We start from the raw sequence: 22,925 nt of genomic DNA, 5'->3' as shown, positions 1-22,925 counted from the left end.
ACAGCGGCGCGCCCGCGACAAATAGGTTGCAGGCGGCGTGGCCGCAATCCCATCCTCTATTGCAACTAAAAAAGCGATCCGACAGCCCGCCGACCATGCCATATTGGGCGCGGAAGGCCGGGGCCGCGCGCTGTCACCCCACCGCGATCATCGAAATCTGCCGACCATAGCTCGCTTCGCCGTGATGGCAGGATCGGCGATAGCTGAAAAAACGCTCAGGCTGGCTGTAGCTGTCCTCATCCAGCATCTCGACCCGGCCGATGCCGTTGGCCGCCAGGCGCGCCGCGACATAAGCGGCGATGTCAAACTGGTAATGGCCTTCGCGCCCCTCACTGAAAAACCGTCCATTTTCCGGGTCCTGCTCTTCAAAAGCGCGCAGGAACGGCTCGGTCACTTCATAGGATGCGCGCCCGATACAGGGGCCGATGGCGGCGCGGACGCGCTGCGCCTGAGCGCCCAGTTTCTCCATCTCCTGGATCGTCCGGTCGGTTACGCCGCTCAAAGCGCCTTTCCAGCCCGCATGCGCCGCGCCGACGACGCCTGCATCAGGATCGGCGAACAGGACTGGCACGCAGTCCGCCGTCAATATGCCCAGGATCAGTCCGGGCCGGTCTGTAACCATGGCGTCCGCCGCCGGGCGGTCCTGCTCCTCGATCGCTGCCCTGACCGTCACCACGTCGGGCGAGTGGACCTGCCGCACCGTCACCAGCTTCGCTCCGGGGAGCAGGGCGTCGCGCGCCAAATCGCGGTTGCGCAAAATCGCATCTCGCTCATCGTCCGATCCCAGCCCGACATTCAGGCCCGCGTGAACGCCGGTGGACACGCCGCCGCGCCGCCCTGCAAAACCATGGGGAACATTGGCCAGGCACCCTGCCCGCAGCATTTCGATCATCATGGGCTTCCTTATTCTGTGTCGGCACCGCGCAACATACTTGCGCGATCCGGATTAGGCGATAGTCTCCCGGATTATAGAAAATAGGGGAGCGGTCGGCCTGCACGACCGGGACAACGACATATGGAAAAAGGGTTCCATTCATGATCTTCGGGCGCATAAAGCCGCTGGACGCCATATTGGCGACAGCCGAGAAAAAATCCCTCGTCCGCACATTGGGGCCGGTCCAGCTGACGCTATTGGGCGTCGGCGCGATCATCGGCACCGGTATTTTCGTGCTGACCGCCGCCGCCGCGCAAAAGGCGGGACCGGGCATGATGTGGAGCTTCATGATCGCAGGCGCGGTCTGTGCCTTTGCCGCCCTGTGCTATTCCGAACTCGCATCGATGGTCCCTGTTTCCGGGTCGGCCTATACCTATACCTATGCGGTTGTGGGCGAACTGCTCGCCTGGATGGTGGGATGGGCGCTCATCCTGGAATATGCGGTCGCGGCCAGCGCCGTGTCGGTCGGCTGGTCAGGCTATTTCATGGGCCTCATGAAAAGTATCACCGGGCTTGAATTGCCCCAGGCGCTATCGGCTGGGCCGGTCTGGACCATGAACGGCCTGATCCCTCATGCCGATTTCTCGCACGGGTTTATCAACATTCCCGCGATCGTCATCGCTTTGGCCGTCACCGCGTTGCTGGTCGTCGGCACGACCGAAAGCGCGCGCGTGAACGCAGTTCTGGTCGCCATCAAGGTGACGGCGCTCACGGCTTTCGTCGCGCTTACGCTTCCCGCCCTCGACTCTGGCAATTTTTCGCCCTTCGCGCCCAATGGCTGGTTCGGCCCGGCAGGCACCAGCGGCATGGGCATCGTCGGCGCGGCGGCATCGATCTTCTTTGCCTATGTCGGCTTCGACGCGGTTTCGACCGCTGCGGAAGAAACCAAAAATCCGCAACGCAACGTGCCGATCGGCCTGATCGGCAGCCTTGCGATCTGCACCATCTTTTATCTGTTCGTCGCGGCGGGCGCGATTGGCGCAATCGGCGCGCAGCCGGTGCTGGGTCCCGATGGATCGGTGGTCGCGCCGGGGTCGGCGGGCTTTGCTGCTGCCTGCGCCACGGCGGTTCACGCCAATGACCTCGTCTGTTCCAACGAAGCGCTGGCCCATGTGCTGCGGGCGATCAACTGGAACGTTGTCGGCAACGCGCTTGGCCTCGCCGCCAACCTCGCTCTGCCCTCTGTCATCCTGATGATGATGTTCGGTCAGACACGCATTTTCTTTGTGATGGCGCGTGACGGCTTGTTGCCGGAAAAGCTAGCCAGCATCCACCCGCGCTTCAAGACGCCGCATGTCGTGACGATCGTCACCGGCATCTTCGTTGCCATCGCCGCTGCCTTGCTGCCCGTGGGCCAGCTGGCTGACATCTCCAATTCAGGGACGCTGTTCGCCTTTTTCATGGTGTCGATCGCGGTCATGGTGCTTCGGGTCAGGGATCCCCGGCGCGCGCGCCCGTTCAGGACGCCGGCGCTCTGGCTCATCGCGCCCGCTGCGGCCATTGGCTGCATGTTCCTGTTCTTCAATCTGCCGGTCGACGCCCAGATGGTCCTGCCGGTCTGGGGCGGGCTGGGGCTGCTGCTCTATTTCCTCTATGGCTATCGCAAGAGTCATGTGGCGCAGGGCATTGTGGAAACGCATGAACAGGATAGCGGCATTCCGCCACAGCCGGTGCCGCCGATGCCGGGCGCGCCCACACCGGGCGGGCGCGACGCCTGACAAAAAAGGGGAAAGGGGGGCGGGCAATCACGCCCCCCTTTCCCGTTCAACGGACCGTTTCGACCCCCACGTCACGCAGTGCGCTGTGACCGGGGCGGGTAAAGAGCTTTCCTCTCTCTGCCCAATAGACGATCAGGAACGACAGCGCGCCAAAGGCCAGCATGCCCAAGGTGAGGGGTAGGGTCGAACCGTCAAAGGACAGACCGACCAGGCTGCCGAAAATGCTGGAAACCGCCGTTGTCAGGAATGACTGAAAGGACGACGCGGCGCCCGCTCCCCTGGAAAATGGCTCCATCGAAATCGCGCTGAAATTGGACGCGGTGAACGCCACCGTCAGCATCGTCAGCGATTGCAGGATGATGAAGCTGATCATCGTTTCGTAACCGGCCAGAATGACGGCCAGATGCATCGCGTTGATAAGGATCAGGCCCAGCAACGCCCCTTGGCTCAGCCGCCGCGCGCCAAAGCGCGACACCAGCCGACTGTTGACCAGGCTGCCGATCCCCATGCTGCCTGCCAGCGCCGCGAAGGCAAAGGGGAATATCGCCTGCGCGTCGAACACGTCGAAAAAGATTTGCTGGATCGACAGGATGAAGCCGATCAGGCCGCTCATCGCAACCCCGCTTGCCAGCATATAGCCGATCGAACTGCGCGTGGTGACGATCGTCCCCATGGTGCGCAGCAGGGACCGCACGCTGATGGGGACGCGGTTTTCCGGCGCCAGCGTTTCGGGCAGGCGGATCAGCATCCACAACAGGATCAGCGTGGACAGGATCGCCAATATCCAGAAAATCCACCGCCATGGCGCTATCCACAATATCGCTTGCCCGAAACTGGGCGCGACCACCGGGATCAGCATGAACACGGCAAAGATCAACGACATGACCCGCGCCATGGCGTCGCCCCGGAAACGATCGCGGATGATGCTGACGGCGATCACCCGGCTCGCCCCCGCAAAAAATCCGGCCATCGCGCGCGCCGTCAGCATCATCGCAAAGCTTTGCGCCGCTGCGCAGGCGATGGATGCCAGGATGAACAGCGCCATCGCGATGCCCAGCACTTTCTTGCGGCCGAATCGGTCGGACAGGACGCCGAAGATCAATGATCCAACGCCTAGCCCCATGAAATAGACGCTGATGATCAGTTGCCGGTCATTGGGCTGCGTGACGGCCAGGTCCCGGCCAATGTCCGGCAAAGCGGGCAGCATAGGGTCGATGGACAGCGCATTCATTGCGATCAGGCATGCGGACAGAAGGACAAATTCGCGGAACGCTATGTCCTTTTTCGGCGGGGCCGAGGCAGATGTTTCCGGGGAGGCAGTCATGGCGTGGCTATGGGGATTATCCCCGGTGGACGCCACCCCCTGGATCGTCAATTCAACGCATTAACCTTCGCCCGCCCCGCTGTTGCTGGCCCAGGACGCCCAGCCCGGAAAATCGCGTTAACCATTTTTTTATCATGAACCGTCCATTCTGCCGCTCGTCAAGAACCATCCAGTGAAATCCATAAGGGGGATCCGGTCATGGCGAACAGTTTGAAGAGCGCACAGTTTCTGATGGAAAGCCGCCGGTCGGTTGCGGCATATGAATCGGCCGAAGCCTGTTTTGAACTGGGCGTCGCCTATAGCTGCGGCACGGGCGACCTGTCGGTCGATCTGGTGGAAGCGCACAAATGGTTCAACCTCGCCGCGCTGCGCGGCAGTGAGGAAGGGCAGGCGATGCGCGCCGAAATCGCGGAAGAAATGACCGCGCGCGAAATTGCCGAGGCACAGCGCCAGGCACGCGCCATGATCGCCGCGACCCAGCTGCGCGCGGCCTGATCGTCAGTCCGCTTTCCTGAACGGCGTTCGTTCGCCCAACCAGGCGCGGTCGCGTTCGACGCCAGCCCGCTCCCGTGACAGAAAATCCGCCACTGCTCGGCGAAATGACGGATTGGGCAGATAATGGGCTGAATAGGTCGGTTCGGGCGCATAGCCCCTGGCCAGCTTGTGCCCGCCCTGCGCTCCCGCTTCCACCCGCGACAGACCGCGGGCGATGGCGATGTCGATCGCCTGATAATAGCATAGCTCGAAATGAAGGTTGGGGACCTCTTCGGTGCAGCCCCAATAGCGCCCGTATAGCGCATCGCCGCCGATCAGGTTCAGCGCGCCCGCAATCGCGCGACCCTGCCGCCGCGCCAGCACCAGCAACACGCGGTCCGCCATGCTTTCGCCCAGCATCGAAAAAAAGGCCCGCGTCAGATAGGGTCGCCCCCATTTGCGCGCGCCGGTATCCTGGTAAAATCGCCAGAATTCGTCCCAATGTTCTTCGCGCAGGTCCGCACCGGTCAGGTGGAGAATGTCCAGCCCTTCGACCGCGCGCGCCCGTTCCTTGCGAATATTCTTCCGCTTGGCGCTGGACAGGCTGGCCAGGAAATCATCGAAATTGTGATAGCCCCGGTTGGTCCAGTGGAACTGGATGTCCTCCCGGATCAGCCAGCCCGCCGCCTCGAACAACGGCACCTGCGCCGGTTCGATGAAGGTGGCGTGCGCCGATGATAATGTGTTGCGCTCGACCACCGCCTCGATCCCGGCGATCAGCGCGGGGGCCAGCGACGGGTCGCGCAGCAGCAGCCGGGGGCCGGGAACCGGGGAAAAGGGGGCGCAAAGCTGGATTTTGGGATAGTAACGGCCACCCGCCCGCTCCCATGCCTCGGCCCAACCATGGTCGAACACATATTCGCCCTGGCTATGGGTCTTGGCATAGAGCGGAGCCGCCGCGGCGATCCGTCCATCGGGTCCATCGATCAGCAAAGGCAGTGCTTGCCAGCCAGTGCCCGGCCCGACGCTGCCCGATTTTTCCAGCGCCGCCAGGAAATCCCAGCATATGAACGGATTCGCCGCCCCGGCGCAGGCGTCCCACTGGTCGCGGGGCAGGTCCGCGACACCGCTTGCCACCCGCGCCACGCAATCAGTCACGCGCCACCTCAAAGATGATCTGGTCCGCATATCGCGCTGCGCGGGCCCGATCGTCCGGGGTGCGCACGGTCCAGGTCAGCACGGGCATGGCCTTGCGGCGCGCGCGCGTGGAAAGGGATGAAGGCAGGTCAAGAATGTCACAGGCCACAAAATCGGGCCGGGCAAGCCAAAGCGCAAGGCCACCCTGTATTTCCCCGCGCCAGCCCGGCTTGTCTTGCTCTGTAACGACCAGGCCGCGCGCTATGCCGGGCATGTGCCGTGCAAACCATCGCATCGCCAGGGGATTGAACGACATGACCGCCGCCTTCGCGCCCGGATGACGCGCGAGGTCCTGCGCCACCGCGCGGCAGATCGGCGCGACCCGCCGACCCGTCACCTTGATTTCGATCAGCAGCGGCACCTGCGTCCCGCATAGGTCGAGCAGGGCGGCGAGCCGGGGAACCGGCTCGCCATCATTTAGAGGCAGCTGGTCCAGCCGATCGGCTGGCCAATTGCATATATCGCCCTCCACGCCGGTCATGCGCGACAGCGCCGTGTCGTGAAAAACCATGGCGATCCCGTCATGGCTCAACCGGACGTCGCATTCGATGCCATGACCCTGCGCCACGGCGGCGCGGAACGCCGCCATGCCGTTTTCACTGATCGACGGCCCATGCAGCCCGCGATGGGCAAAGGGCCGTTCGATCAGGAAGGCGTAAGGATCAGGCAGCGGGCCGGACAAGGACCACAGCGTCGATTTCAACGACGGCGCCCAGCGGCAGGACGGGAACGCCCACGGCGCTGCGCGTGTGCTTGCCCGCGTCGCCGAACACTTCGACCATCAGTTCGGACGCGCCATTGGCGACCTTGGGCTGGTCGGTGAAATCAGGCGCGCTGCTGATGAATGCGCCCAGCTTCACGATCCGCTCGACCCGGTCCAGGCTGCCCAGCGCCGCCTTGATCTGCGCGATCAGGTTCAGGCCGCAGGCGCGCGCCGCCTTGACGCCATAGTCCAGGTCGCGGTCTTCACCCAGTCGGCCGGTCATCAACTGTCCGTCGGACAGCGAAATCTGGCCGGAAATATGCAGCAGGCCGTTCGCTTCCACCGTGGCGACATAGGCGGCAACAGGCGCAGCGGCGACGGGCAAGGTGATGCCCAGTTCGGCAAGTCGGGTTTCAACGCTCATAAGGAAGCTCCATTGGTAGGGGGCGGGGAAATAGGGGCGGGGCCTTGGGCCAACCGCTCGGTGATCCATTGTTCGGCTGCGCTCCATGTGTCGATCCGCGCATGGGACGACGGGGCAGCGGCGATATTGGGAGCGATTTCGGGTTCGCCGACCATGTGCAGGCGCCACACGCCCGGCGCATGGTCCGCGACCGACGCATGATGTTCGGCCAGGTCGTCGATGAACAGGGCGACCGGCGGCTTGCGTTCCGCGACGATGGCGGCCAGCGGCGGTCCCTTGCCGCCGTGGTTCCAGTGGACGCCATGGTGCAGCCCGTGGGTCGCCAATTGTTCTATCCGCTGCTGATGATGACGCTCGCCAATGTTGGTCAGCACGACGATGTCGGCGATGCGCGACAGGCGGCCAAGCGATTCAATCGCGCCTGCGATAGGCTGTTGCCGGTGCATTTCGGTGTCGAAAAAGCCGATCAGCAATTGCCATACCAGCTCGCGTTCCAACGGGATGCCGCTGTCCTTGTGGCGCAGCGCCTCGACAAAACCCTGCTCGGCCATGTCGAAATGGACATTGTGCTGCTCGTCCAGCCACTGCCGAAACGGCACGACCATGTGCAGCAGGACTTCGTCGCAGTCGGTAATGATAAGGGGACGGGTCATTGGCGAAGCTGGGTCCTGATGCCGATCAAAGTGGCAGGAGTGGTTTCGATCGCTTCGGCGCAGGCAATCAAATCAGGTTCGTGATCGGCCAGGAAATCCAGCACGGCCCCCAGCACCGCCGGGCTGTCGATGCCCCTGCGCAACGCGTCGGCGTCCAGTCCCGTCAGCGCCAGCAGGCGCTCGGCCCGCCGTTCGTCGCTCAACGTCCAGGCGAGCGCCATCAGCGCCAGCGTGCCCGCTGCCTGGGCATCGCCTTGGCTATCCTTCTTGCCTTCGGGGTCATGGGGACGCATGGTGGTTCTCGGCTGGGGACAATATTAAGGGCGCATATCCTGTGCGCATGATCGAAACGCGGGTGACTGGTGGCAAAGCGTGTGCTCGTTGTCGAGGACAACGAACTCAATCTCAAACTTTTTTGCGATCTGTTGCGCGCGCACGGGCATGAAGTGCTGCCCTTGCGCGACGGTCGCGACGCGGTGGTGCAGGCATTGGAGTTCCGCCCGGACCTGGTGATCACCGACATTCATTTGCCGCATGTCAGCGGCCTTGACCTCATCATATCGCTGAAACGCGACCCGCGCCTGTCCGCCGTGCCGATCATGGCGGTCACCGCCTACGCCGGAAAGGGCGATGAGGACCGGATTCGCGGCGCGGGTGCGCAGGCCTATGTGTCCAAGCCTATTTCCGTGCTGCGCTTTGTCGAACAGGTGAACGCGCTGCTGTAACGGATGGGCCACGATCGTCACCGGACCGTCATGCTGCTTTCATGGCCATGTCGCTGAAATGACGCCCTGATTTCATCTGCCTCTGCCAACTCCCTGGCCATGGGCGCCGCGAACTGCGGACAGCCCGATCTGCACCAGGGGTAAACAACCATGTCTCATCTGACCGACGAAGCGCGCGCGCCGTTTCGTGACAACCAGCCCACGATCACAGTAGGCGACAACAGCCTGGAAGCCATTGTCGCTGCCAATCCGGGCCGCCGCTCCATCCTGAAAAACGGGCTGCTGGGCCTGTCGATCCTGCCGATGCTGGGAACGCTGGCCGCTTGTGGCGATGATGACGACGGCTTCGCCTCGCCTTCGCCCAGCCCCAGCCCGTCGCCAACGCCGACCCCCACGCCCAGCTATGCCATCGCCTTCGCTCCGGTGGCGGCGAACCAGAACGACACCGTGACCGTCCCGACCGGCTACACCGTCGATGTCCTGCTGAAAGCGGGCGATTCCGTTGAGGCTGGCACCCCCTATTCGGGCAGCTACCCCACCCCCGCCGACGCGGAAAAATGGGCGGGCGGCAATCATGACGGCATGGAGTATTTCGAACTGTCCGGCACCGACGCCAATATCGGCGGCCTGCTCGCGATCAACCATGAATATCCCGACAGCCAGATTCTGTTTTCGGGCAGCTATGATGCCGCCACCGCCACTGCCGATCAAAAGGCGCTGGCGCTTTCTGCCGTCGGCATCTCGGTCGTCGAAGTCGCCAAGGGTACGGACGGCAAATGGGCAGTGAAGGCGGGTTCGCGCTTCAACAAGCGCTATACCGGCAACAGCAGCTATCGCGCGGGCGGCCCCGCCGCTGGCCAGCTTTCCGGCACGATCAAGGGGATGCTCAACAATTGCGCGTCTGGTCGCACGCCCTGGGGCACCTACCTCACCTGCGAAGAAACGACGGACAATTATCTCGATCCGACGCAGCCGGACAACGACTATGGCTGGGTGGTCGAAATCGATCCCGCCCAGGAACTGGCTGAACCGACCAAGCGCACCGCCATGGGCCGGTTCGACCATGAAAATGTCGCCTTCATGGCGGACAGCAACCGCCGCACCGCATTCTACATGGGTGACGACGCCACGCCGGGCTGCATCTACAAATTCGTGCCTGATCGCGCCTACAGTGCGTCAAATCGGGCCGCGAACACGGATCTTCTGGATTATGGCACGCTCTATGTCGCTCGCTTCAATGCCGATGGCACGGGCGAATGGCGCGCGTTGGTATACGGGCAGAACGGCTTGCTCCCCGGCGCTTCGGACCCCGGCAATATCAGCCAGAGCACGACGCCACCCGCGCCCACCATCATCGACTTCAACAGCCGGGCGGATGTGCTGATCAACACCAAGGCGGCGGCGCGTGTCGCGGGCGGCACCGTCATGGATCGACCGGAATGGCTGACCGTCGCGCCGGACAACAGCGCGGTCTTCTGCACCCTGACGAATAATAGCGGTCGGCAGGTGACCGACGCTGCCAACCCCCGCACCCGCAACCTTCACGGCCATATCATCAAGTTCAAAGAAAATGGCGATTCGCCGCTGGCGACCAGCTTCACCTGGGAAATTTTCCTGCAGGCGGGCGATCCCGGCCTGGCGGCGGGCGGCTCCAATCTGGTGGGCAATATCAATGGCGACACTTTTTCAAGCCCCGACGGCCTTCGCATCGACCCGCAGGGTCGCCTCTGGGTCCAGACCGACCATAGCGTGCCGGGCAATTCGGGCGTGACCGGTACGACCATCGACCAGGCCTTCGGCAATAATGCGATGTTCCATGTCGACCAGACCAGCAAACAGTCCAAACGCTTCCTGGTGGGGCCGGTCGGCTGTGAAATTACCGGCATCGCCTACACGCCGGACCTCAAGACCTTCTTCGTCAATATTCAGCATCCCACGGGGGACTGGCCAGTCGCGGGGCAACAGCCGCGTTCCTCCACTGTCGTCATCACCCGCACCGACGATCAGCCGGTCGGCAACTGACGAACGCGACGGCACAACCTTCCCGTTCGCCGCGGACCAATTCGGGAAGCATCGCATGATGCTTCCCGACAGCGCGGAAAGGGGAGGGGGCACTGCCCGTTATCGATTTCAGGCAGCAACAAGGAAAGGCCCGTTCCCTCACAGGGACGGGCCTTTCCTTGAAGCATCCAAATGGAACCGGGACGGCTTAACGCCGCCCGCAGATCACTTGATCTTGGCTTCCTTGAACTCGACATGCTTGCGCACGACCGGGTCATATTTGCGGAAGCTCAGCTTCTCGGTCTTCGTGCGCGGGTTCTTCTTCGTAACGTAGAAGAATCCGGTGTCAGCCGAGCTGACGAGGCGAATCTTGACGGTTGCTGGCTTGGCCATGGCCCTGTGTTCCTGGTCGTAATATCGTGAAAAGAAAAGCGGCCCCAATCTTCCGAAAAAGGCCGCCCTGTTTCAGCAGCCGCCCATGAGGGAGATTCGGATCGATGTCAAGGCGAAGCAACCCACCGGGGCACCGCGCGTTACGCTTTACACGGCCTTAACTTCCTGCATGCATAGTGCGGGCTTAAGCCAAAGACGGGGGAGAATTCTCCATGCGACATGATCCGATGATGGCCATTCTGGCAAATCTGCTTGAACGGGTCGACGGCCTCGCCGACGAGCGCGGCCATTTGAGCGTGTCGCGCTTGCGTGATGAGCTTGATCAGGTCCGTCACCTGTCCCGCGCCTATCATATCGACAGCGTCGAAAGCCTGGCCTGCACGCTGGAATCGGCATTGTCGCTGCAGGGCATGGGGCCAGTGGTGCTCTCCTATCTCGACCTTATTCGGGATGCGATCGCGGCGCAAATGCCCAGGGCCGACATCATTCCCCTTTCCATTGCGACGAAGCCGATGGTTTCCGCGCGCCCTTCCATCTCGCTCTAAAGCCCGCCCGCCCCCATGGATGCACTGCTGACGGCACTGATGGGATGTTTGCTGGGCGGCATAGGCGATAAAAGTCAGCTTCTGGCGTTGGCGCTCGGCGCGCGCTTCCACAATAATCGCGCCGTTATTGCTGGCGCCGCCGTAGCGGTCATCGCCAACGCCATACTTGCCGCAATTGCCGGGGCTTTCATTGGTCCCATGCTGGGATCGCAGGCGCGCCTGCTGTTCCTGGCGCTGGCGGTGCTGATGCTGGGCGGCGGGATGCTGTGGCCAGTCAAGCCGCCCGACCCGTTGACGACCTGGCCGACAGGTCCCTTTCTGACGTCGGCGCTGGGCCTGTTCATCCTTGGCTTTGGCGATGGTCAGCAATTTCTGATCCTGGGCATAGCAACCCGGACTGCCGATCCCGCGATGGCCGCCTTGGGCGGCGCATTGGGAATGATGGCGGCGATAATACCCGCCGTGCTGCTGCGCGAACGACTGGCACAGCATGTCCCGCTACGGGCGATCCGGCTGACGGGCGCGCTGACCATGGTGGTCATCGGGCTGGGCAGCGCCGTCGTGGCGCTGGGGCTAGTGGGCTGATCGACGCGGGCTGATCGACCCGCTTGATCAGACTGAGCGAGGAATTCACCGGGAAATTTGCGTCCTGTCATGATACTTTTTGGCGATCAGATCATTATACTCCCGAAATCATTCGCTGGACACAGGAGCAACGCATGACCGCCCCTAATCTCAAGACGCCGACCGACCTGCGCAGCAACGCCACCAAATCGGTGGCCGAAGCGCTGAACGGCGTACTGGCCGACAGCTACGCCCTGTATTTCAAGACCAAGAATTTCCATTGGCACGTCTCTGGCCCGCATTTCCGCGACTATCACCTGATGTTTGATGAGCAGGCGACGCAGATATTGGCGACCACTGACGCCATCGCCGAACGCGTGCGCAAGACCGGCAATACGACGCTGCGGTCGATTGGCGACATTTCCCGCCATCAATCGATCAAGGACAATGACGCCGAATATGTCAGCGCTGCCGATATGTTGAACGAATTGCGCGAAGATAATCTGCGGCTCGTGGAATCGCTCCGCGCCGCCAAGACTGCCGCCACCGACGCTGGCGACAACGCGACCGAAGGCATTGTCGACGATTGGACCGATCAGGCCGAAGAACGCGCATGGTTCCTGTTCGAAGCAGGGCGCAACGGCTGATCGCCAAGCCTAATTCGCTCCCAGGCGCAGGGCATGCATGCAGAGGTTCCTCTCCGCGGCCCCTGCGTCCTCACTGGCGGGTCAGCCCTCTTCGATAGGGCTGATCGCCAGAATCTCTACTGACTGACCGTTGCTCCCGAAATCCAGCTGTTCGCCCACTTCCGCATCGATCATCGCGCGGGCAAGCGGCGAGGAAAAACTGATCCGCCCGTCATTGGGATCGGCTTCGTCATCGCCCACGATGGTGACCGTCTTCGTCCCGCCATTGAGCCGATAGGTCACGCGCGTCCCGAATGTCACGGCCTCCGCATTCGGCACCGGCTGCAATTGCGCAGTCGCCAGCCGGGTGCGCCAATAGCGCAGGTCGCGCTTCAGCTTCTTCACATCGTCTTCGGCCATGTCCGTCGTCGCGACCGCCTCCAGCGCCTCGACCTTCTCGCGCGTCAGTCGCAGTCCGCGCGCCGTCACCCAATTGGGACCGGGCGGAATCGGAATCTCGAACTTGGGTTCCAGATGTTCCTCATCGCTTTCGCGACGAAAGGCGACGCTCATGGCACTCTCCTGACAAACTGCTGAGATCGGAAGCGCCGGACCGGCTTTCAATCCTCGTCGAACAACCCGGCAAGCTGTTCCACCATCGTGCCGCCCAATTGTTCGGCATCCATGATGGTGACGGCGCGGCGATAATAGCGGGTAACGTCATGGCCGATGCCAATCGCCACCAGCTGGACCGGCGACCGCGCCTCGATCCATTCGATCACCTGGCGCAGGTGCCGCTCCAGATAGGTGCCGCTATTCACCGACAGGGTGGAATCATCGACCGGCGCGCCATCGGAAATCACCATCAGGATGCGGCGTTCCTCATGCCGCGCGATCAGGCGGCTATGCGCCCATAGCAGTGCCTCGCCGTCGATATTCTCCTTCAGCAGCCCCTCGCGCATCATCAGGCCCAGATTCTTGCGCGCCCGCCGCCATGGCTCGTCGGCCTTCTTGTAGATGATGTGACGCAGATCGTTGAGCCGCCCCGGCAAGGGCGGCCGTCCTGCCGCCAGCCAGTCTTCCCGGCTCTGCCCGCCCTTCCACGCGCGGGTGGTAAAGCCCAATATCTCTGTCTTGACGCCGCATCGTTCCAGCGTGCGCGCCATGATGTCCGCGCTGATCGCGGCGATGCTGATCGGCCGTCCGCGCATGGAACCGCTATTGTCGATCAACAGCGTCACCACCGTATCGCGAAATTCGGTGTCGCGTTCGATCTTGTAGGACAGCGATCGCGTGGGATCGATGACGATGCGGGCCAGTCGCGCCGCGTCCAGCAGCCCTTCTTCCTGGTCAAAATCCCACGACCGCGACTGCTGCGCCATCAACCGTCGCTGCAAACGGTTGGCAAGTTTGGTGACAGCGCCTTGCAGGCTGGTGAGCTGCTGGTCCAGAAACCCGCGCAGCCGCAACAGTTCGTCCTCGTCGCACAGGTCCTCGGCGGTCACGACCTCATCGTGCAGCTGGGTGTAGGGCTTATAGTCGAAACCGGGCGGCAGGTCGGACAGCGGTCGGTTGGGGCGAACCGGCATCATGCCTTCTTCGCCCATATCGTCGGCGCCTGCATCGCTGTCGGCGTCGAAATCGTCGCTATACTCGCTGTCGCCTTCTTCCGTGTCGCCGCCCGTGTCGTCGGCGCGGGCTTCGGCGTTCATGTCGCTGTCGCCAGCCTGATCCTCGCCAGAATCGCCCTCTTCCTGCTGCTCCTCTTCGTCTTCGCCCTGGTCGTCAGGTTCCGAATCGTCGGTTTCAGGGGGCGTGTCGGCTTCGACCAGATGCAGATGTTCCAGCATGGCCTGCGCCAGCTTTTGAAAAGCGCGCTGGTCATCGATCGCCAGTCCCAGCGCATCCAGATCGCTGCCCGCATTGTCCTCGATCCACTGGTCGACCAGCGCCATGCCCGTGATGGCGTCCTTGGGCATCGGTTGACCGGTCAACCGCTCGCGGACCTTGAGCGCAACAGCGGTGGACAGCGGCACTTCATCTGCCGAACGCGCCCGGCGCAACGGGTCGGACTTCAGCTTGAGGTCCAGCGCATGGTTCAGGTTCGCACGCACCCCTTCCATGGCGCGCGACCCGATCGCCTCTACCCGCGCCTGCTCCACCGCGTCATAGACAGCCCGCGCGGTCGCATCGGTCGGAGCGGCGTGGGCGTGCAGGCGGCTGTTGTGATGGCGTAGCCGCAGGGCATTCGCATCGGCAAAGCCGCGCGCCAGCGCCACCTGATCGGCGGGCAGGGTGCGGGCGGGCGTCGGCACCTTGATCGCCTTGCCCGCCATATGCGGCGCGTCGGCGGTGAAGCCCACCTCCACCTCCGCATCGCGCGCGATCGACCGCGCCGCGCCGGACAGCACGTCCTTGAATGCGTCCAGGGGCGATCGCTCAGCCATGGCGTCAGGCTACCCGGTGCGCCACGCTCTCCGGCAGGTCCTTGCCGAACACCCGCTGATAATATTCCGCCACCAGCGGTCGTTCCGCCTCATCGCATTTGTTGATGAAGCTCAGGCGAAAGGCGAACCCGACATTCTTGAAGATGAGGGCGTTCTGCGCCCAGCTGATCACGGTGCGCGGGCTCATCACGGTCGAAATATCGCCGTTGATGAAGCCCTGGCGGGTGAGTTCCGCCACCTTGATCATATTCTCGACTTCTTTCCGACCGCCTTCGTGATCATATTCGCCTGACTTGGCGAGGACGATCTGCGCTTCGGTCGCGGCGGGCAGGTAGTTGAGCGTCACCACCAGATTCCAGCGGTCCATCTGGCCCTGGTTGATCTGCTGCGTGCCGTGATAAAGCCCCGTCGTATCGCCCAGGCCCACGGTATTGGCCGTGGCGAACAGGCGGAACCAGGGGTTCGGGCGAATCACGCGGTTCTGGTCGAGCAACGTCATCTTGCCGTCGGCTTCCAGGACGCGCTGGATCACGAACATGACGTCAGGGCGGCCCGCATCATATTCGTCGAAGACCAGCGCCACCGGCCGTTGCAACGACCAGGGGAGCAGCCCTTCACGGAATTCCGTGACCTGCTGTCCATCGCGCAGGACGATGGCGTCGCGCCCGACCAGGTCGATACGGCTGATATGCGCGTCCAGGTTGATGCGGATGCACGGCCAGCGCAGGCGGGCGGCGATCTGTTCGATATGGCTCGACTTGCCGGTGCCGTGGTAACCCTGGACCATGACGCGGCGATTGAATGCGAACCCGGCCAGGATCGCCAGCGTCGTGTCGGGATCGAACACATAAGCGGGGTCAAGGTCAGGCACCCGCTCGTCCGCTTCGGAAAAAGCCGGGATTTTCAGGTCGACATCGACACCGAACACTTCCCGCGCGTCCACTTCCCGGTCGGGCGCGGCCAGCAGCGTTTCGGATCGGGTATCGGGCTGGACGTTCGAAATGTCGGTCATGCGCGCAGGTCTTTCTGAATGATCTTTCCAGCCCCTAACCGATCGGGGAAGGGCGTGTCGATAGAGTGGGGCTTCGTCATGCAGCGATCAAGCGGGCCTGACGTGAAGTGGTCCGTGAAATGGGGGCGGATTTTTCAGGCGTTTGTTAACGCAAGAAAGGCTAAGTCGTTGCGATGACGCATATGATGCTGGCCGCTTTGATCGCTATTAACGTCTGGACCATCTTTTGCTTCGGCCAGGACAAGGCGCGGGCTAGGTCGGGCGGGCGTCGTATCAGGGAGACTGATCTCCTTGGTCTTGCGTTGATCGGAGGAACGCCTGGAGCGCTGATTGCACGCCACTTGTTCCGTCATAAGACTCGCAAAGAACCCTTTTCCACGCAGTTGATACTGATCGCCGTCATTCAGTGCGGCCTATTGATGGGGTGGTTCATTTTCTGAGTCCGTCCGCTCAGGCAAAGGCCACCGCTTTGCGCAGCAGCCCATAGGCCTCGATCACGCCTTGCAGCGCGCTTTCATGACTACGGTCGCCGCCATTATGGTCGGGATGATAGCGGCGCAGCAATTCAGTATAACGCTGCCGCAACGCTTTACGATCCGCGTCGATGGGTAATCCCATGACTGCCATCGCCTTGCGGTCCTCGTTGGACAGGAACTTGCCGTCTTGCCGCATCTGGCTATCGGCGCGGGCCTTGGCCATCCGGTCCTTGAATTTCGCGCCGATGGCATCGAGCGGGTCGGAAAAATCGCCCCAGCGGGGCGGCGGGCTGGCGGCGTTGGATGAAAAGGCGCGGGTTTCGCGATCCCATCCGGCATAGGGGCGCTGAGCGGCGGCGATTTCGTCCGCGCTCATGCCGCTGAAGAAATTATAGCCCTGGTTGAATTCGCGCACATGATCCAGGCACAGCCAGCGCCAGCGCGGCCCTTCATGGTTGGACGCCGGCCCGTCTGCCGGTGGCGCGCGAAACTCGCCCGGCTCTTCGCAGCCTTTGGCGGCGCAGGGGTGGTCGCTTTCCACCCGGCCATGGAAACGGTTGAAACGTCGGTTCGAAAACGGGTCGCTGGCCACGATTGTCCTGATGCATGGATGAGCAAAAGCCCTATATAGGGGCGATGAGCACGCAACTGAAAGGCCCAGTGGCCACAGAGATTGAAGAGCGGCTGCGCGCCGCCCTGTCGCCTGAACATCTCGCCGTAATCGATGATAGCGACCGGCATCGCGGCCACGCGGGACATGACGGTTCGGGAGAGAGCCATTTCACGGTGGAGATCGTGTCGGCGCGATTCTCCGGCCAGAATCGGGTTGCGCGGCAGCGCATGGTGAATGCGGCGCTGGCCGAACTGTTGCGCGACAAGGTCCATGCCCTTGCAATCAAGGCGCGCGCGCCCGGCGAAGAGTAGGGGACGGCTGGAGTCTGCAGCCTGCCCTTCATCAGCCACCCTAGCGAACTGGATGCCCCATGATCCCTGACGACATCATCACCCAGACGATCACCCCCACGACCCATGATCTGGGCGACTTTCGCGTTTTCCGTTCACTGCCCGCGCGGGAACGGACCATGGTGGGGCCGTTCATTTTCTTTGATCAGGCCGGACCAGCGCGGATCGGGGCGGGGCAGGGCATCGACGTGCGCCCGCATCCGCACATCAACCTCGCCACGGTCACCTACATGTTCGAAGGCGCATTCGTGCACCGCGATTCCCTGGGGACGGAGCAGTTGATCGAGCCGGGCGCGGTCAACCTGATGACGGCGGGCAGCGGCATCGTCCATTCCGAACGATCGCCCGATGGAGAACGGGCAAAGCTATCCAAGCTGTCAGCGATCCAGACCTGGCTGGCGCTGCCCGACGGGCTGGAGGAAATGCCGCCCGCCTTTGAACATGTCGGCGAAGGCGGCATGCCCATCATCGACTGTGGCAATGCTCGCGCGCGCGTGATCATGGGAACATTGTGGGGCGAAACATCGCCGGTGACGACCTATGCGAATACCATCTATGCCGATATTCAGCTGTCGCCCGGTGGCAGTGTGCCTATCGACGCAGATGCAGAGGAACGAGCGATCTATGTCGCGGGCGGCGACGCGGCGCTGGACGGGATGATGCTTCAGCCGCAGACGCTTTATGTGCTGCGCCCCGGTACGCGCGCGACATTGATGAGCGTGGATGGCGGGCGGGTGATGCTGTGCGGCGGGGAAGCATTCCGCACGCCACGTCATGTCTGGTGGAATTTCGTGTCGTCGGATGTCGACCGGCTGTATCAGGCGCGGGAGGATTGGGAAGCGATGCGTTTTCCGCTGATCCCCGGCGACGATCAGGAATTTATTCCCATCCCGCAGGGCAGGCCCAAAACCGTCAGCTATCCCTGACCGGCTGGTGATCGGGCCTGTGGCGGGGCCGCTTATTGGACGAAGGTCAGCGACAGGTTTTCGGCATTTTTGGGAATGTCGATCCGGCTTTCATTGATCGACGCTTCCTCGCCGGGTTTCAGGCTGTTGCGATCCGCCTTGGTGGTCCAGCTGAAGACAAGGCGGTTCTGCTGGTCGCGCAACTGCACCAGCACGGGCGGCACGGGCAGGACTTCCTTGCCGCTGTTCACGATGCGCGCGCCGAATGCGAAATATTCCTCACCCGTCGGTAGCTTGCGGCGCTCGGCAGGCTTGGACAGATAGAATAGCAGGTCGGGGTCGCCTTCCTCCGCTACAAAGCCCAGATTCACAGCCCAGCTTGGCGCGCCGAAATACCAGAGCCCGCCGCCCAACGCTCCCATGGTCAGGAAAAAGGCGACGGCTGCATAGGTCCACAGCTTCAGGCGGTTGCGCCGAGGGCGGGATGCTGGCGCGCTTTCCTCCGCCTGTTGCTGGCCTGCCCGTCCGTAAATGTCATCGGTACGATAACCGCTATCCGCCGCCGACGCGACGGCAGCCCCACGGGCGAGCGTCGGTGACGATGGCGCAGTGGCCGCTACGGAAGACGAAAATTCAGCGTCATCCTCAGCCGGTTGGGCAGGTGCGGGAGCCGGTGGGACTGGAGCTGGGGCTGGACGCGATGGAGGCGGCGGAGTTGCTGAGGGAGCAACGGACGTCGCCGTTTCTTCCATGGCCTGCACCGGCGGCATCGCGGCCCGTTCCTGGGGCGCAAGCGCGGCACCCTCCTGAAACCAACTATGTTTGCAAGAGGCGCAGCGAACCTGGCGGCCATTGGGGCCGACGGCGCTGTCCGGTACAATATAGCGCGTGGCGCAATTGGGACACACCAGGATCATGACGCTTCATAGCCATGGCTTGGACTCAAGGGCAAGCGGCATCGACAGGCGGCAGCGGCCTGCCGCGACTCGCCGGTCCACGCGGCTTGGGGTTTACGGCTCCCTGCCCACTGTGCCATTGCTGCGACCCAGGGGCAGCAGGGAGCGCGCAGGCGCATTCATTGAATCATGTCGGCAATCGTCCAGTTCGAAAATGTCGGCCTGCGCTATGGTCTGGACAGCGAGACCCTGTCCGACGTCAGCTTCTCGCTGCATGGCGGCGGATTTTATTTCCTGACCGGTGCGTCGGGCGCGGGCAAGACATCGCTGTTGAAGCTCCTTTATCTGGCGCAGCGCCCCAGCCGGGGCGTCATCCGCCTGTTTGGCGAAGATGTCGTGACCTTGCCCCGCAACCGCCTGCCCGGTTTCCGTCGCCGCATCGGCGTCGTTTTTCAGGATTTCCGGCTGGTCCCGCATCTGTCCGCCTATGACAATATCGCGCTGCCTTTGCGCGTCGCTGGCATGGTGGAGGCCGAAACCCATGCGTCGGTGTCGGAGATGCTGAACTGGGTCGGCCTGGGCGACCGGGCCGATGCGCGTCCGGCGACCCTGTCGGGGGGCGAGCAGCAGCGCGTCGCCATCGCCCGCGCGGTGATTGCCCGACCGGAAATATTGGTGGCGGACGAACCGACCGGCAACGTCGACGCTGACATGGCCCGACGCCTGCTTACCTTGTTCGAAGCACTCAATCGCCTGGGCACGACCATCGTGGTCGCTACCCACGACCTGCCGCTGATCGGCCAGGTGGAAGGCGCGCAGATGATGCGGCTGGATAAGGGGCGGCTGTCTGATCCGACGGGCTCGCTGCGTTATCCGCCACGTGCCCAAGCGGCGGTCGCGCCATGACCGGGGCGGATCGCCGCGCCGCTGCTGCCGCGCGCCATAGGTTGCTGCCCGAAGGCCGGGTTGCTGGTCCCATGCCTTGGGTCATCGCGATCATGATGTTTCTGACCGTATTGGCAGCGGCTGCCGGACTGGGTCTGGGGACGGCGGTGCAATCGGTCGGTGCTGAACTGGCGGGACGGGTGACCGTGCAGATCGTGGAAGCGAACGCCGACCGTCGTGAAGACTATAGCGGTCGCGCCGTGCGCCTGCTGCGCAAAAGCCCGGACGTGCGGACGCTTCATCCGGTCGATCCCGCCGTCCTGGCCGACCAGATCAGGCCCTGGCTGGGGGAAGAGGCGGTCAGCGGCGACCTGCCCATTCCGGCGCTGATCGACGTTGAACTGACGCCCGGATCGACACAGGCCAAGGTCGCTCGCCTGCGGGCCATCCTGGCGACCCTATCGCCCAGCATAAGAATAGAGCCGCACGCGGCTTTTCTTCAGCCACTGGGGCAACTGCTTGCCGCCTTGGGTGGTCTGGCGGCGGGCATTGTCCTGCTGATGGCGGTGGCCACCGCCGCCATCGTCGTGCTGGCCGCGCGGGCGGCGCATGACAGCCATCGCGGCACGATTGACGTCCTCCACCTGATGGGTGCGACCGATGTTCAGATTGCCCGGCTGTTTCAGCGCCGCATCGGACTGGATGCTTTGTTCGGCGGGCTCCTGGGCTTTACCGTGGCCTTGCTGGTCATCCTTTTGCTCGGTGCCCGGCTAACGGCAACCGGATCGGACCTGGTCGGGGCGATCCGCCTGTCCTGGATTGGTTGGCTGGTGCTGGCCGCGCTGCCGCTGGGTGGCGTGCTGCTCGCGACATTGGCTGCGCGCTGGACGGTGCTGCGGTCGCTGGGTCGGCTGCTATGATCGTCCGGCTCTTCGCGCTGTCCGTGCTCGGGTGGATGCTCGGCTTTGCCTGGTTCGCGATCTTTCTGCCGCAACCGCTGGATGGCCGGACGACCGATGCCATCGTCGTGCTGACCGGTGGCGCAGGTCGGATCGACCGGGGGCTGGCCTTGCTTCAGGAAGGCGCGTCGAAACGCATGTTGATTTCCGGGGTGGATCGTTCGGTGCGCCCGGCTGAACTGGCAGCGCAATATGACGCCCCCGAACGGCTGTTCGCTTGTTGCATAACGCTGGGGCGAGAGGCGATCGACACGCGATCCAACGCCATCGAAACCGCGCATTGGCTGGAGCGGCGCGACTTTCAAACGGTGCGGCTGATCACGACCGACTGGCACATGCGTCGCTCCGCGCTGGAACTGCGACAGGCGCTGCCCAGCCGCGTGACGATCGTTTACGACGCGGTGCCCAGCCGTCCCAGCCTGACCATGCTGGCGCGTGAATATAATAAATATCTGCTGCGGCGCGCCGCTGCGTTGATTGGGATATAGGCGGCTTGATGATTACGGCTCTGCGCTCGCTCGCCTATATGTTCGCCTTCTACAGCATGTCCTTGCTGCTGGTGCTGACGGCGCTGCTCGTCGCCTTCGTCTCGCCAGTCGCCGTTCGGCGAGTGGCGACCGCCTGGGCCTATCTCCATCGCTTCTGCACGCGCTGGCTTCTGGGGCAAAAGGTGCGTGTCGAAGGCGAACTGCCGCAGGGCGACTATCTCTACATCATCAAACATGAATCGATGTTCGAAACGATCGACATACTCTGCCTGTTCGATCGTCCGGCCATCGCCGCCAAACGGGAACTGTTCGATATTCCCCTATGGGGCAGGGTCGCGCGCCAATATGGTCTGATCCCCATCGAACGCAGCGCCGGGGCCAGCGCGATGCGGGCCTTGCGCACCGCTGCCCGCAAATGCGTGGCGGAAGGCCGTCCCTTATGCCTTTTCCCCGAAGGCACGCGCGTCCCGCATGGCGAAGCGCCGCCACTCAAGGCCGGTTTTGCGGGACTTTATGCGCTGCTGGGCCTGCCAGTGGTCCCGATCGCCATCGACAGTGGCCGCGTCTCACCGCGCGGCAGCTTTCTGAAACGCGCAGGCGTCATCACCTACAAGGTGGGACAGGTCGTCCCCGCAGGCCTTGATCGCCACCTGGCCGAAGCGCGCGTCCATGCCGCCATCAACGCGCTGAACAATCGCGTTTGAAATCAGTGGCTCCGGCCAAAGTCGGGTTTCGCATCATCCTGCCCCTGTTCGATGATCGACCGCCGGATCGCCCGCGTCCGCGTGAACAGGTTGAACAGCGCATCCCCGTCATTCCACCGGATCGCACGCTGCAATGCCGACAGGTCTTCGGAAAAACGTTGCAGCATTTCCAGCACCGCGTCCTTGTTCGCCAGGAACACGTCGCGCCACATGGTCGGGTCGGACGCGGCGATGCGCGTGAAGTCACGAAAGCCGCCAGCGGAATATTTGATAACCTCTGACTGGGTCACATCCTCCAGGTCGCTGGCCGTCCCCACGATCGTATAGGCGATCAGATGGGGCAGGTGGCTCGTCACCGCCAGCACCAGATCATGATGCGGGGGGTCCATCCTCTCGACCTCCGCGCCCACGCGCCGCCATAGCTCTGCGACCCGCTCTACCGCCGCCGGGTCGGCATCGGCGGGCGGGGTGACAATGCACCAGCGGCCATGGAACAGTGACGCAAAGCCCGCTTCCGGGCCGCTATTTTCCGTTCCGGCGACCGGATGAGCGGGGATGATGCACCGGCCCGGCAGCGCGGCGTTAAGCTGCGCCAGAACGTCCACCTTGCACGATCCCACGTCGCTGATGATGGCTTCGGCGGGCAGGTCCTGCGCGATGTCCGCCGCCGCCGCGCCCATCGCCCGCACCGGGACGCACAGTATGACCAGATCAGCATCGGTTACCGAAGCACCCGCGGTATCGGTCACGTCGTCGGCCAGGTCGATGGCGCGCGCAATTTGCCGCACCTGCGGATCGGCGTCGTAGCCGGTGACCCGGACCGTGGGCATATGATCCCGGATCGCGCGGCACAGCGATGATCCGATCAGCCCCAGACCGATGATGGTGACGCGGGAAAAGGGCAGCATC

Annotated in this window: 28 protein-coding genes; 14 read left to right on the top strand and 14 right to left on the bottom strand. The window is 63.2% G+C overall.

Features of this window, described 5'->3' with window-relative positions; all coding sequences use genetic code 11:
* Nucleotides 1-133: 133 nt before the first annotated feature.
* Nucleotides 134-892 (bottom strand): peptidoglycan editing factor PgeF, encoded by a 759-nt coding sequence (pgeF, locus tag FHS54_RS13345; RefSeq protein WP_167304500.1) that lies wholly within the window; start codon nucleotides 890-892, stop codon nucleotides 134-136.
* 143 nt (nucleotides 893-1,035) lie between these two features.
* Here pgeF and FHS54_RS13340 point away from each other — a divergent pair, with 143 nt between their 5' ends.
* Nucleotides 1,036-2,652: an amino acid permease gene (locus tag FHS54_RS13340; protein ID WP_167304279.1), complete on the top strand. Its 1,617-nt coding sequence runs from the start codon at nucleotides 1,036-1,038 to the stop codon at nucleotides 2,650-2,652.
* 46 nt (nucleotides 2,653-2,698) lie between these two features.
* On the opposite strand, the gene FHS54_RS13335 is transcribed toward FHS54_RS13340, so the two are convergent.
* Entirely contained in the window at nucleotides 2,699-3,976 is a 1,278-nt protein-coding gene (locus FHS54_RS13335) for a multidrug effflux MFS transporter (RefSeq protein ID WP_167304498.1), read from the bottom strand.
* A gap of 198 nt (nucleotides 3,977-4,174) precedes the next feature.
* On the opposite strand from FHS54_RS13335, the gene FHS54_RS13330 reads away from it, so the two are divergent.
* On the top strand, nucleotides 4,175-4,471 hold the full coding sequence (locus FHS54_RS13330; RefSeq protein ID WP_167304278.1) for an SEL1-like repeat protein: 297 nt from the start codon (nucleotides 4,175-4,177) through the stop codon (nucleotides 4,469-4,471).
* A gap of 3 nt (nucleotides 4,472-4,474) precedes the next feature.
* Here the strand turns inward: FHS54_RS13330 and FHS54_RS13325 are convergent, their stop codons facing one another.
* Genes FHS54_RS13325 through FHS54_RS13305 form a run of 5 tightly spaced genes read right to left on the bottom strand, consistent with a single transcriptional unit; the run spans nucleotide 4,475 to nucleotide 7,720 of the window.
* On the bottom strand, nucleotides 4,475-5,608 hold the full coding sequence (locus FHS54_RS13325; protein WP_167304276.1) for a GNAT family N-acetyltransferase: 1,134 nt from the start codon (nucleotides 5,606-5,608) through the stop codon (nucleotides 4,475-4,477).
* The gene (locus tag FHS54_RS13320) at nucleotides 5,601-6,350 is read right to left on the bottom strand and encodes a glycerophosphodiester phosphodiesterase family protein (protein ID WP_279589136.1); all 750 of its coding nucleotides are present in this window, start codon (nucleotides 6,348-6,350) and stop codon (nucleotides 5,601-5,603) included. The genes FHS54_RS13325 and FHS54_RS13320 overlap by 8 nt, the downstream gene beginning before the upstream one ends.
* Nucleotides 6,310-6,774: a RidA family protein gene (locus tag FHS54_RS13315; protein WP_167304274.1), complete on the bottom strand. Its 465-nt coding sequence runs from the start codon at nucleotides 6,772-6,774 to the stop codon at nucleotides 6,310-6,312. Before FHS54_RS13315 ends, FHS54_RS13320 begins: the two co-directional genes overlap by 41 nt.
* Complete coding sequence (locus FHS54_RS13310) at nucleotides 6,771-7,427, bottom strand: HAD family hydrolase (RefSeq protein ID WP_167304272.1); 657 nt, start codon at nucleotides 7,425-7,427, stop codon at nucleotides 6,771-6,773. The genes FHS54_RS13315 and FHS54_RS13310 overlap by 4 nt, the downstream gene beginning before the upstream one ends.
* Nucleotides 7,424-7,720: a DUF3572 domain-containing protein gene (locus FHS54_RS13305; RefSeq protein WP_167304270.1), complete on the bottom strand. Its 297-nt coding sequence runs from the start codon at nucleotides 7,718-7,720 to the stop codon at nucleotides 7,424-7,426. The genes FHS54_RS13310 and FHS54_RS13305 overlap by 4 nt, the downstream gene beginning before the upstream one ends.
* A gap of 69 nt (nucleotides 7,721-7,789) precedes the next feature.
* On the opposite strand from FHS54_RS13305, the gene FHS54_RS13300 reads away from it, so the two are divergent.
* Nucleotides 7,790-8,152: a response regulator gene (locus FHS54_RS13300; protein WP_341785970.1), complete on the top strand. Its 363-nt coding sequence runs from the start codon at nucleotides 7,790-7,792 to the stop codon at nucleotides 8,150-8,152.
* 150 nt (nucleotides 8,153-8,302) lie between these two features.
* Nucleotides 8,303-10,174: a PhoX family protein gene (locus FHS54_RS13295; protein WP_167304268.1), complete on the top strand. Its 1,872-nt coding sequence runs from the start codon at nucleotides 8,303-8,305 to the stop codon at nucleotides 10,172-10,174.
* 204 nt (nucleotides 10,175-10,378) lie between these two features.
* Here the strand turns inward: FHS54_RS13295 and rpmG are convergent, their stop codons facing one another.
* Entirely contained in the window at nucleotides 10,379-10,546 is a 168-nt protein-coding gene (rpmG, locus tag FHS54_RS13290; protein ID WP_007687342.1) for a 50S ribosomal protein L33, read from the bottom strand.
* 212 nt (nucleotides 10,547-10,758) lie between these two features.
* Between rpmG and FHS54_RS13285 the strand changes: the two genes are divergently transcribed.
* From FHS54_RS13285 to FHS54_RS13275, 3 genes are all read left to right on the top strand, one after another.
* Complete coding sequence (locus FHS54_RS13285) at nucleotides 10,759-11,091, top strand: hypothetical protein (protein WP_167304266.1); 333 nt, start codon at nucleotides 10,759-10,761, stop codon at nucleotides 11,089-11,091.
* 15 nt (nucleotides 11,092-11,106) lie between these two features.
* Nucleotides 11,107-11,676, top strand: coding sequence for a TMEM165/GDT1 family protein (locus tag FHS54_RS13280; protein WP_167304265.1), 570 nt, complete (start codon nucleotides 11,107-11,109; stop codon nucleotides 11,674-11,676).
* Between the two features lie 134 nt (nucleotides 11,677-11,810).
* Nucleotides 11,811-12,302 carry a Dps family protein gene (locus FHS54_RS13275; protein WP_167304263.1) on the top strand — a complete coding sequence of 164 codons (492 nt, stop codon included), beginning with the start codon at nucleotides 11,811-11,813 and terminating at the stop codon, nucleotides 12,300-12,302.
* An 81-nt stretch (nucleotides 12,303-12,383) separates the two neighbouring features.
* Here the strand turns inward: FHS54_RS13275 and FHS54_RS13270 are convergent, their stop codons facing one another.
* The 3 genes from FHS54_RS13270 to cobS are packed head-to-tail and all read right to left on the bottom strand — an operon-like array spanning nucleotide 12,384 to nucleotide 15,740.
* Complete coding sequence (locus FHS54_RS13270) at nucleotides 12,384-12,854, bottom strand: GreA/GreB family elongation factor (protein WP_167304261.1); 471 nt, start codon at nucleotides 12,852-12,854, stop codon at nucleotides 12,384-12,386.
* 47 nt (nucleotides 12,855-12,901) lie between these two features.
* Nucleotides 12,902-14,728, bottom strand: a complete 1,827-nt coding sequence (gene cobT, locus FHS54_RS13265) for a cobaltochelatase subunit CobT (RefSeq protein WP_167304259.1) — start codon at nucleotides 14,726-14,728, stop codon at nucleotides 12,902-12,904.
* A 4-nt stretch (nucleotides 14,729-14,732) separates the two neighbouring features.
* Nucleotides 14,733-15,740 (bottom strand): cobaltochelatase subunit CobS, encoded by a 1,008-nt coding sequence (gene cobS / locus FHS54_RS13260; protein ID WP_167304257.1) that lies wholly within the window; start codon nucleotides 15,738-15,740, stop codon nucleotides 14,733-14,735.
* Nucleotides 15,741-15,913: 173 nt separating this feature from the next.
* On the opposite strand from cobS, the gene FHS54_RS13255 reads away from it, so the two are divergent.
* Entirely contained in the window at nucleotides 15,914-16,180 is a 267-nt protein-coding gene (locus FHS54_RS13255) for a DUF1294 domain-containing protein (protein ID WP_167304255.1), read from the top strand.
* Nucleotides 16,181-16,190: 10 nt separating this feature from the next.
* On the opposite strand, the gene FHS54_RS13250 is transcribed toward FHS54_RS13255, so the two are convergent.
* The gene (locus tag FHS54_RS13250; RefSeq protein ID WP_167304253.1) at nucleotides 16,191-16,808 is read right to left on the bottom strand and encodes a DnaJ domain-containing protein; all 618 of its coding nucleotides are present in this window, start codon (nucleotides 16,806-16,808) and stop codon (nucleotides 16,191-16,193) included.
* A 44-nt stretch (nucleotides 16,809-16,852) separates the two neighbouring features.
* On the opposite strand from FHS54_RS13250, the gene FHS54_RS13245 reads away from it, so the two are divergent.
* Together FHS54_RS13245 and FHS54_RS13240 are read left to right on the top strand one after the other, a co-directional pair.
* Complete coding sequence (locus tag FHS54_RS13245) at nucleotides 16,853-17,140, top strand: BolA family protein (protein ID WP_167304251.1); 288 nt, start codon at nucleotides 16,853-16,855, stop codon at nucleotides 17,138-17,140.
* A 59-nt stretch (nucleotides 17,141-17,199) separates the two neighbouring features.
* Nucleotides 17,200-18,105, top strand: coding sequence for a pirin family protein (locus FHS54_RS13240; protein WP_167304250.1), 906 nt, complete (start codon nucleotides 17,200-17,202; stop codon nucleotides 18,103-18,105).
* A gap of 32 nt (nucleotides 18,106-18,137) precedes the next feature.
* On the opposite strand, the gene FHS54_RS13235 is transcribed toward FHS54_RS13240, so the two are convergent.
* Complete coding sequence (locus FHS54_RS13235; protein WP_167304249.1) at nucleotides 18,138-19,001, bottom strand: MJ0042-type zinc finger domain-containing protein; 864 nt, start codon at nucleotides 18,999-19,001, stop codon at nucleotides 18,138-18,140.
* A gap of 168 nt (nucleotides 19,002-19,169) precedes the next feature.
* Here FHS54_RS13235 and ftsE point away from each other — a divergent pair, with 168 nt between their 5' ends.
* The 4 genes from ftsE to FHS54_RS13215 are packed head-to-tail and all read left to right on the top strand — an operon-like array spanning nucleotide 19,170 to nucleotide 22,016.
* A complete protein-coding gene (gene ftsE, locus FHS54_RS13230) occupies nucleotides 19,170-19,886 on the top strand; it encodes a cell division ATP-binding protein FtsE (protein WP_167304247.1) in 717 nt (238 codons plus the stop codon).
* Complete coding sequence (locus tag FHS54_RS13225; RefSeq protein WP_167304245.1) at nucleotides 19,883-20,785, top strand: cell division protein FtsX; 903 nt, start codon at nucleotides 19,883-19,885, stop codon at nucleotides 20,783-20,785. Before ftsE ends, FHS54_RS13225 begins: the two co-directional genes overlap by 4 nt.
* Complete coding sequence (locus FHS54_RS13220; protein ID WP_167304244.1) at nucleotides 20,782-21,312, top strand: YdcF family protein; 531 nt, start codon at nucleotides 20,782-20,784, stop codon at nucleotides 21,310-21,312. The genes FHS54_RS13225 and FHS54_RS13220 overlap by 4 nt, the downstream gene beginning before the upstream one ends.
* Before the next feature lie 8 nt (nucleotides 21,313-21,320).
* A complete protein-coding gene (locus tag FHS54_RS13215; RefSeq protein WP_167304243.1) occupies nucleotides 21,321-22,016 on the top strand; it encodes a lysophospholipid acyltransferase family protein in 696 nt (231 codons plus the stop codon).
* A 2-nt stretch (nucleotides 22,017-22,018) separates the two neighbouring features.
* Here FHS54_RS13215 and FHS54_RS13210 read toward each other — a convergent pair whose 3' ends face one another.
* Nucleotides 22,019-22,924, bottom strand: a complete 906-nt coding sequence (locus FHS54_RS13210; protein ID WP_167304242.1) for a prephenate/arogenate dehydrogenase family protein — start codon at nucleotides 22,922-22,924, stop codon at nucleotides 22,019-22,021.
* Between the last annotated feature and the right edge of the window lies 1 nt (nucleotide 22,925).

Source organism: Sphingobium vermicomposti (genome assembly GCF_011762025.1).
Taxonomy (GTDB): domain Bacteria; phylum Pseudomonadota; class Alphaproteobacteria; order Sphingomonadales; family Sphingomonadaceae; genus Sphingobium; species Sphingobium vermicomposti.
Note: the sequence above shows the minus strand (reverse complement) of the source record. Positions and strands in the feature narration are given on the sequence as shown.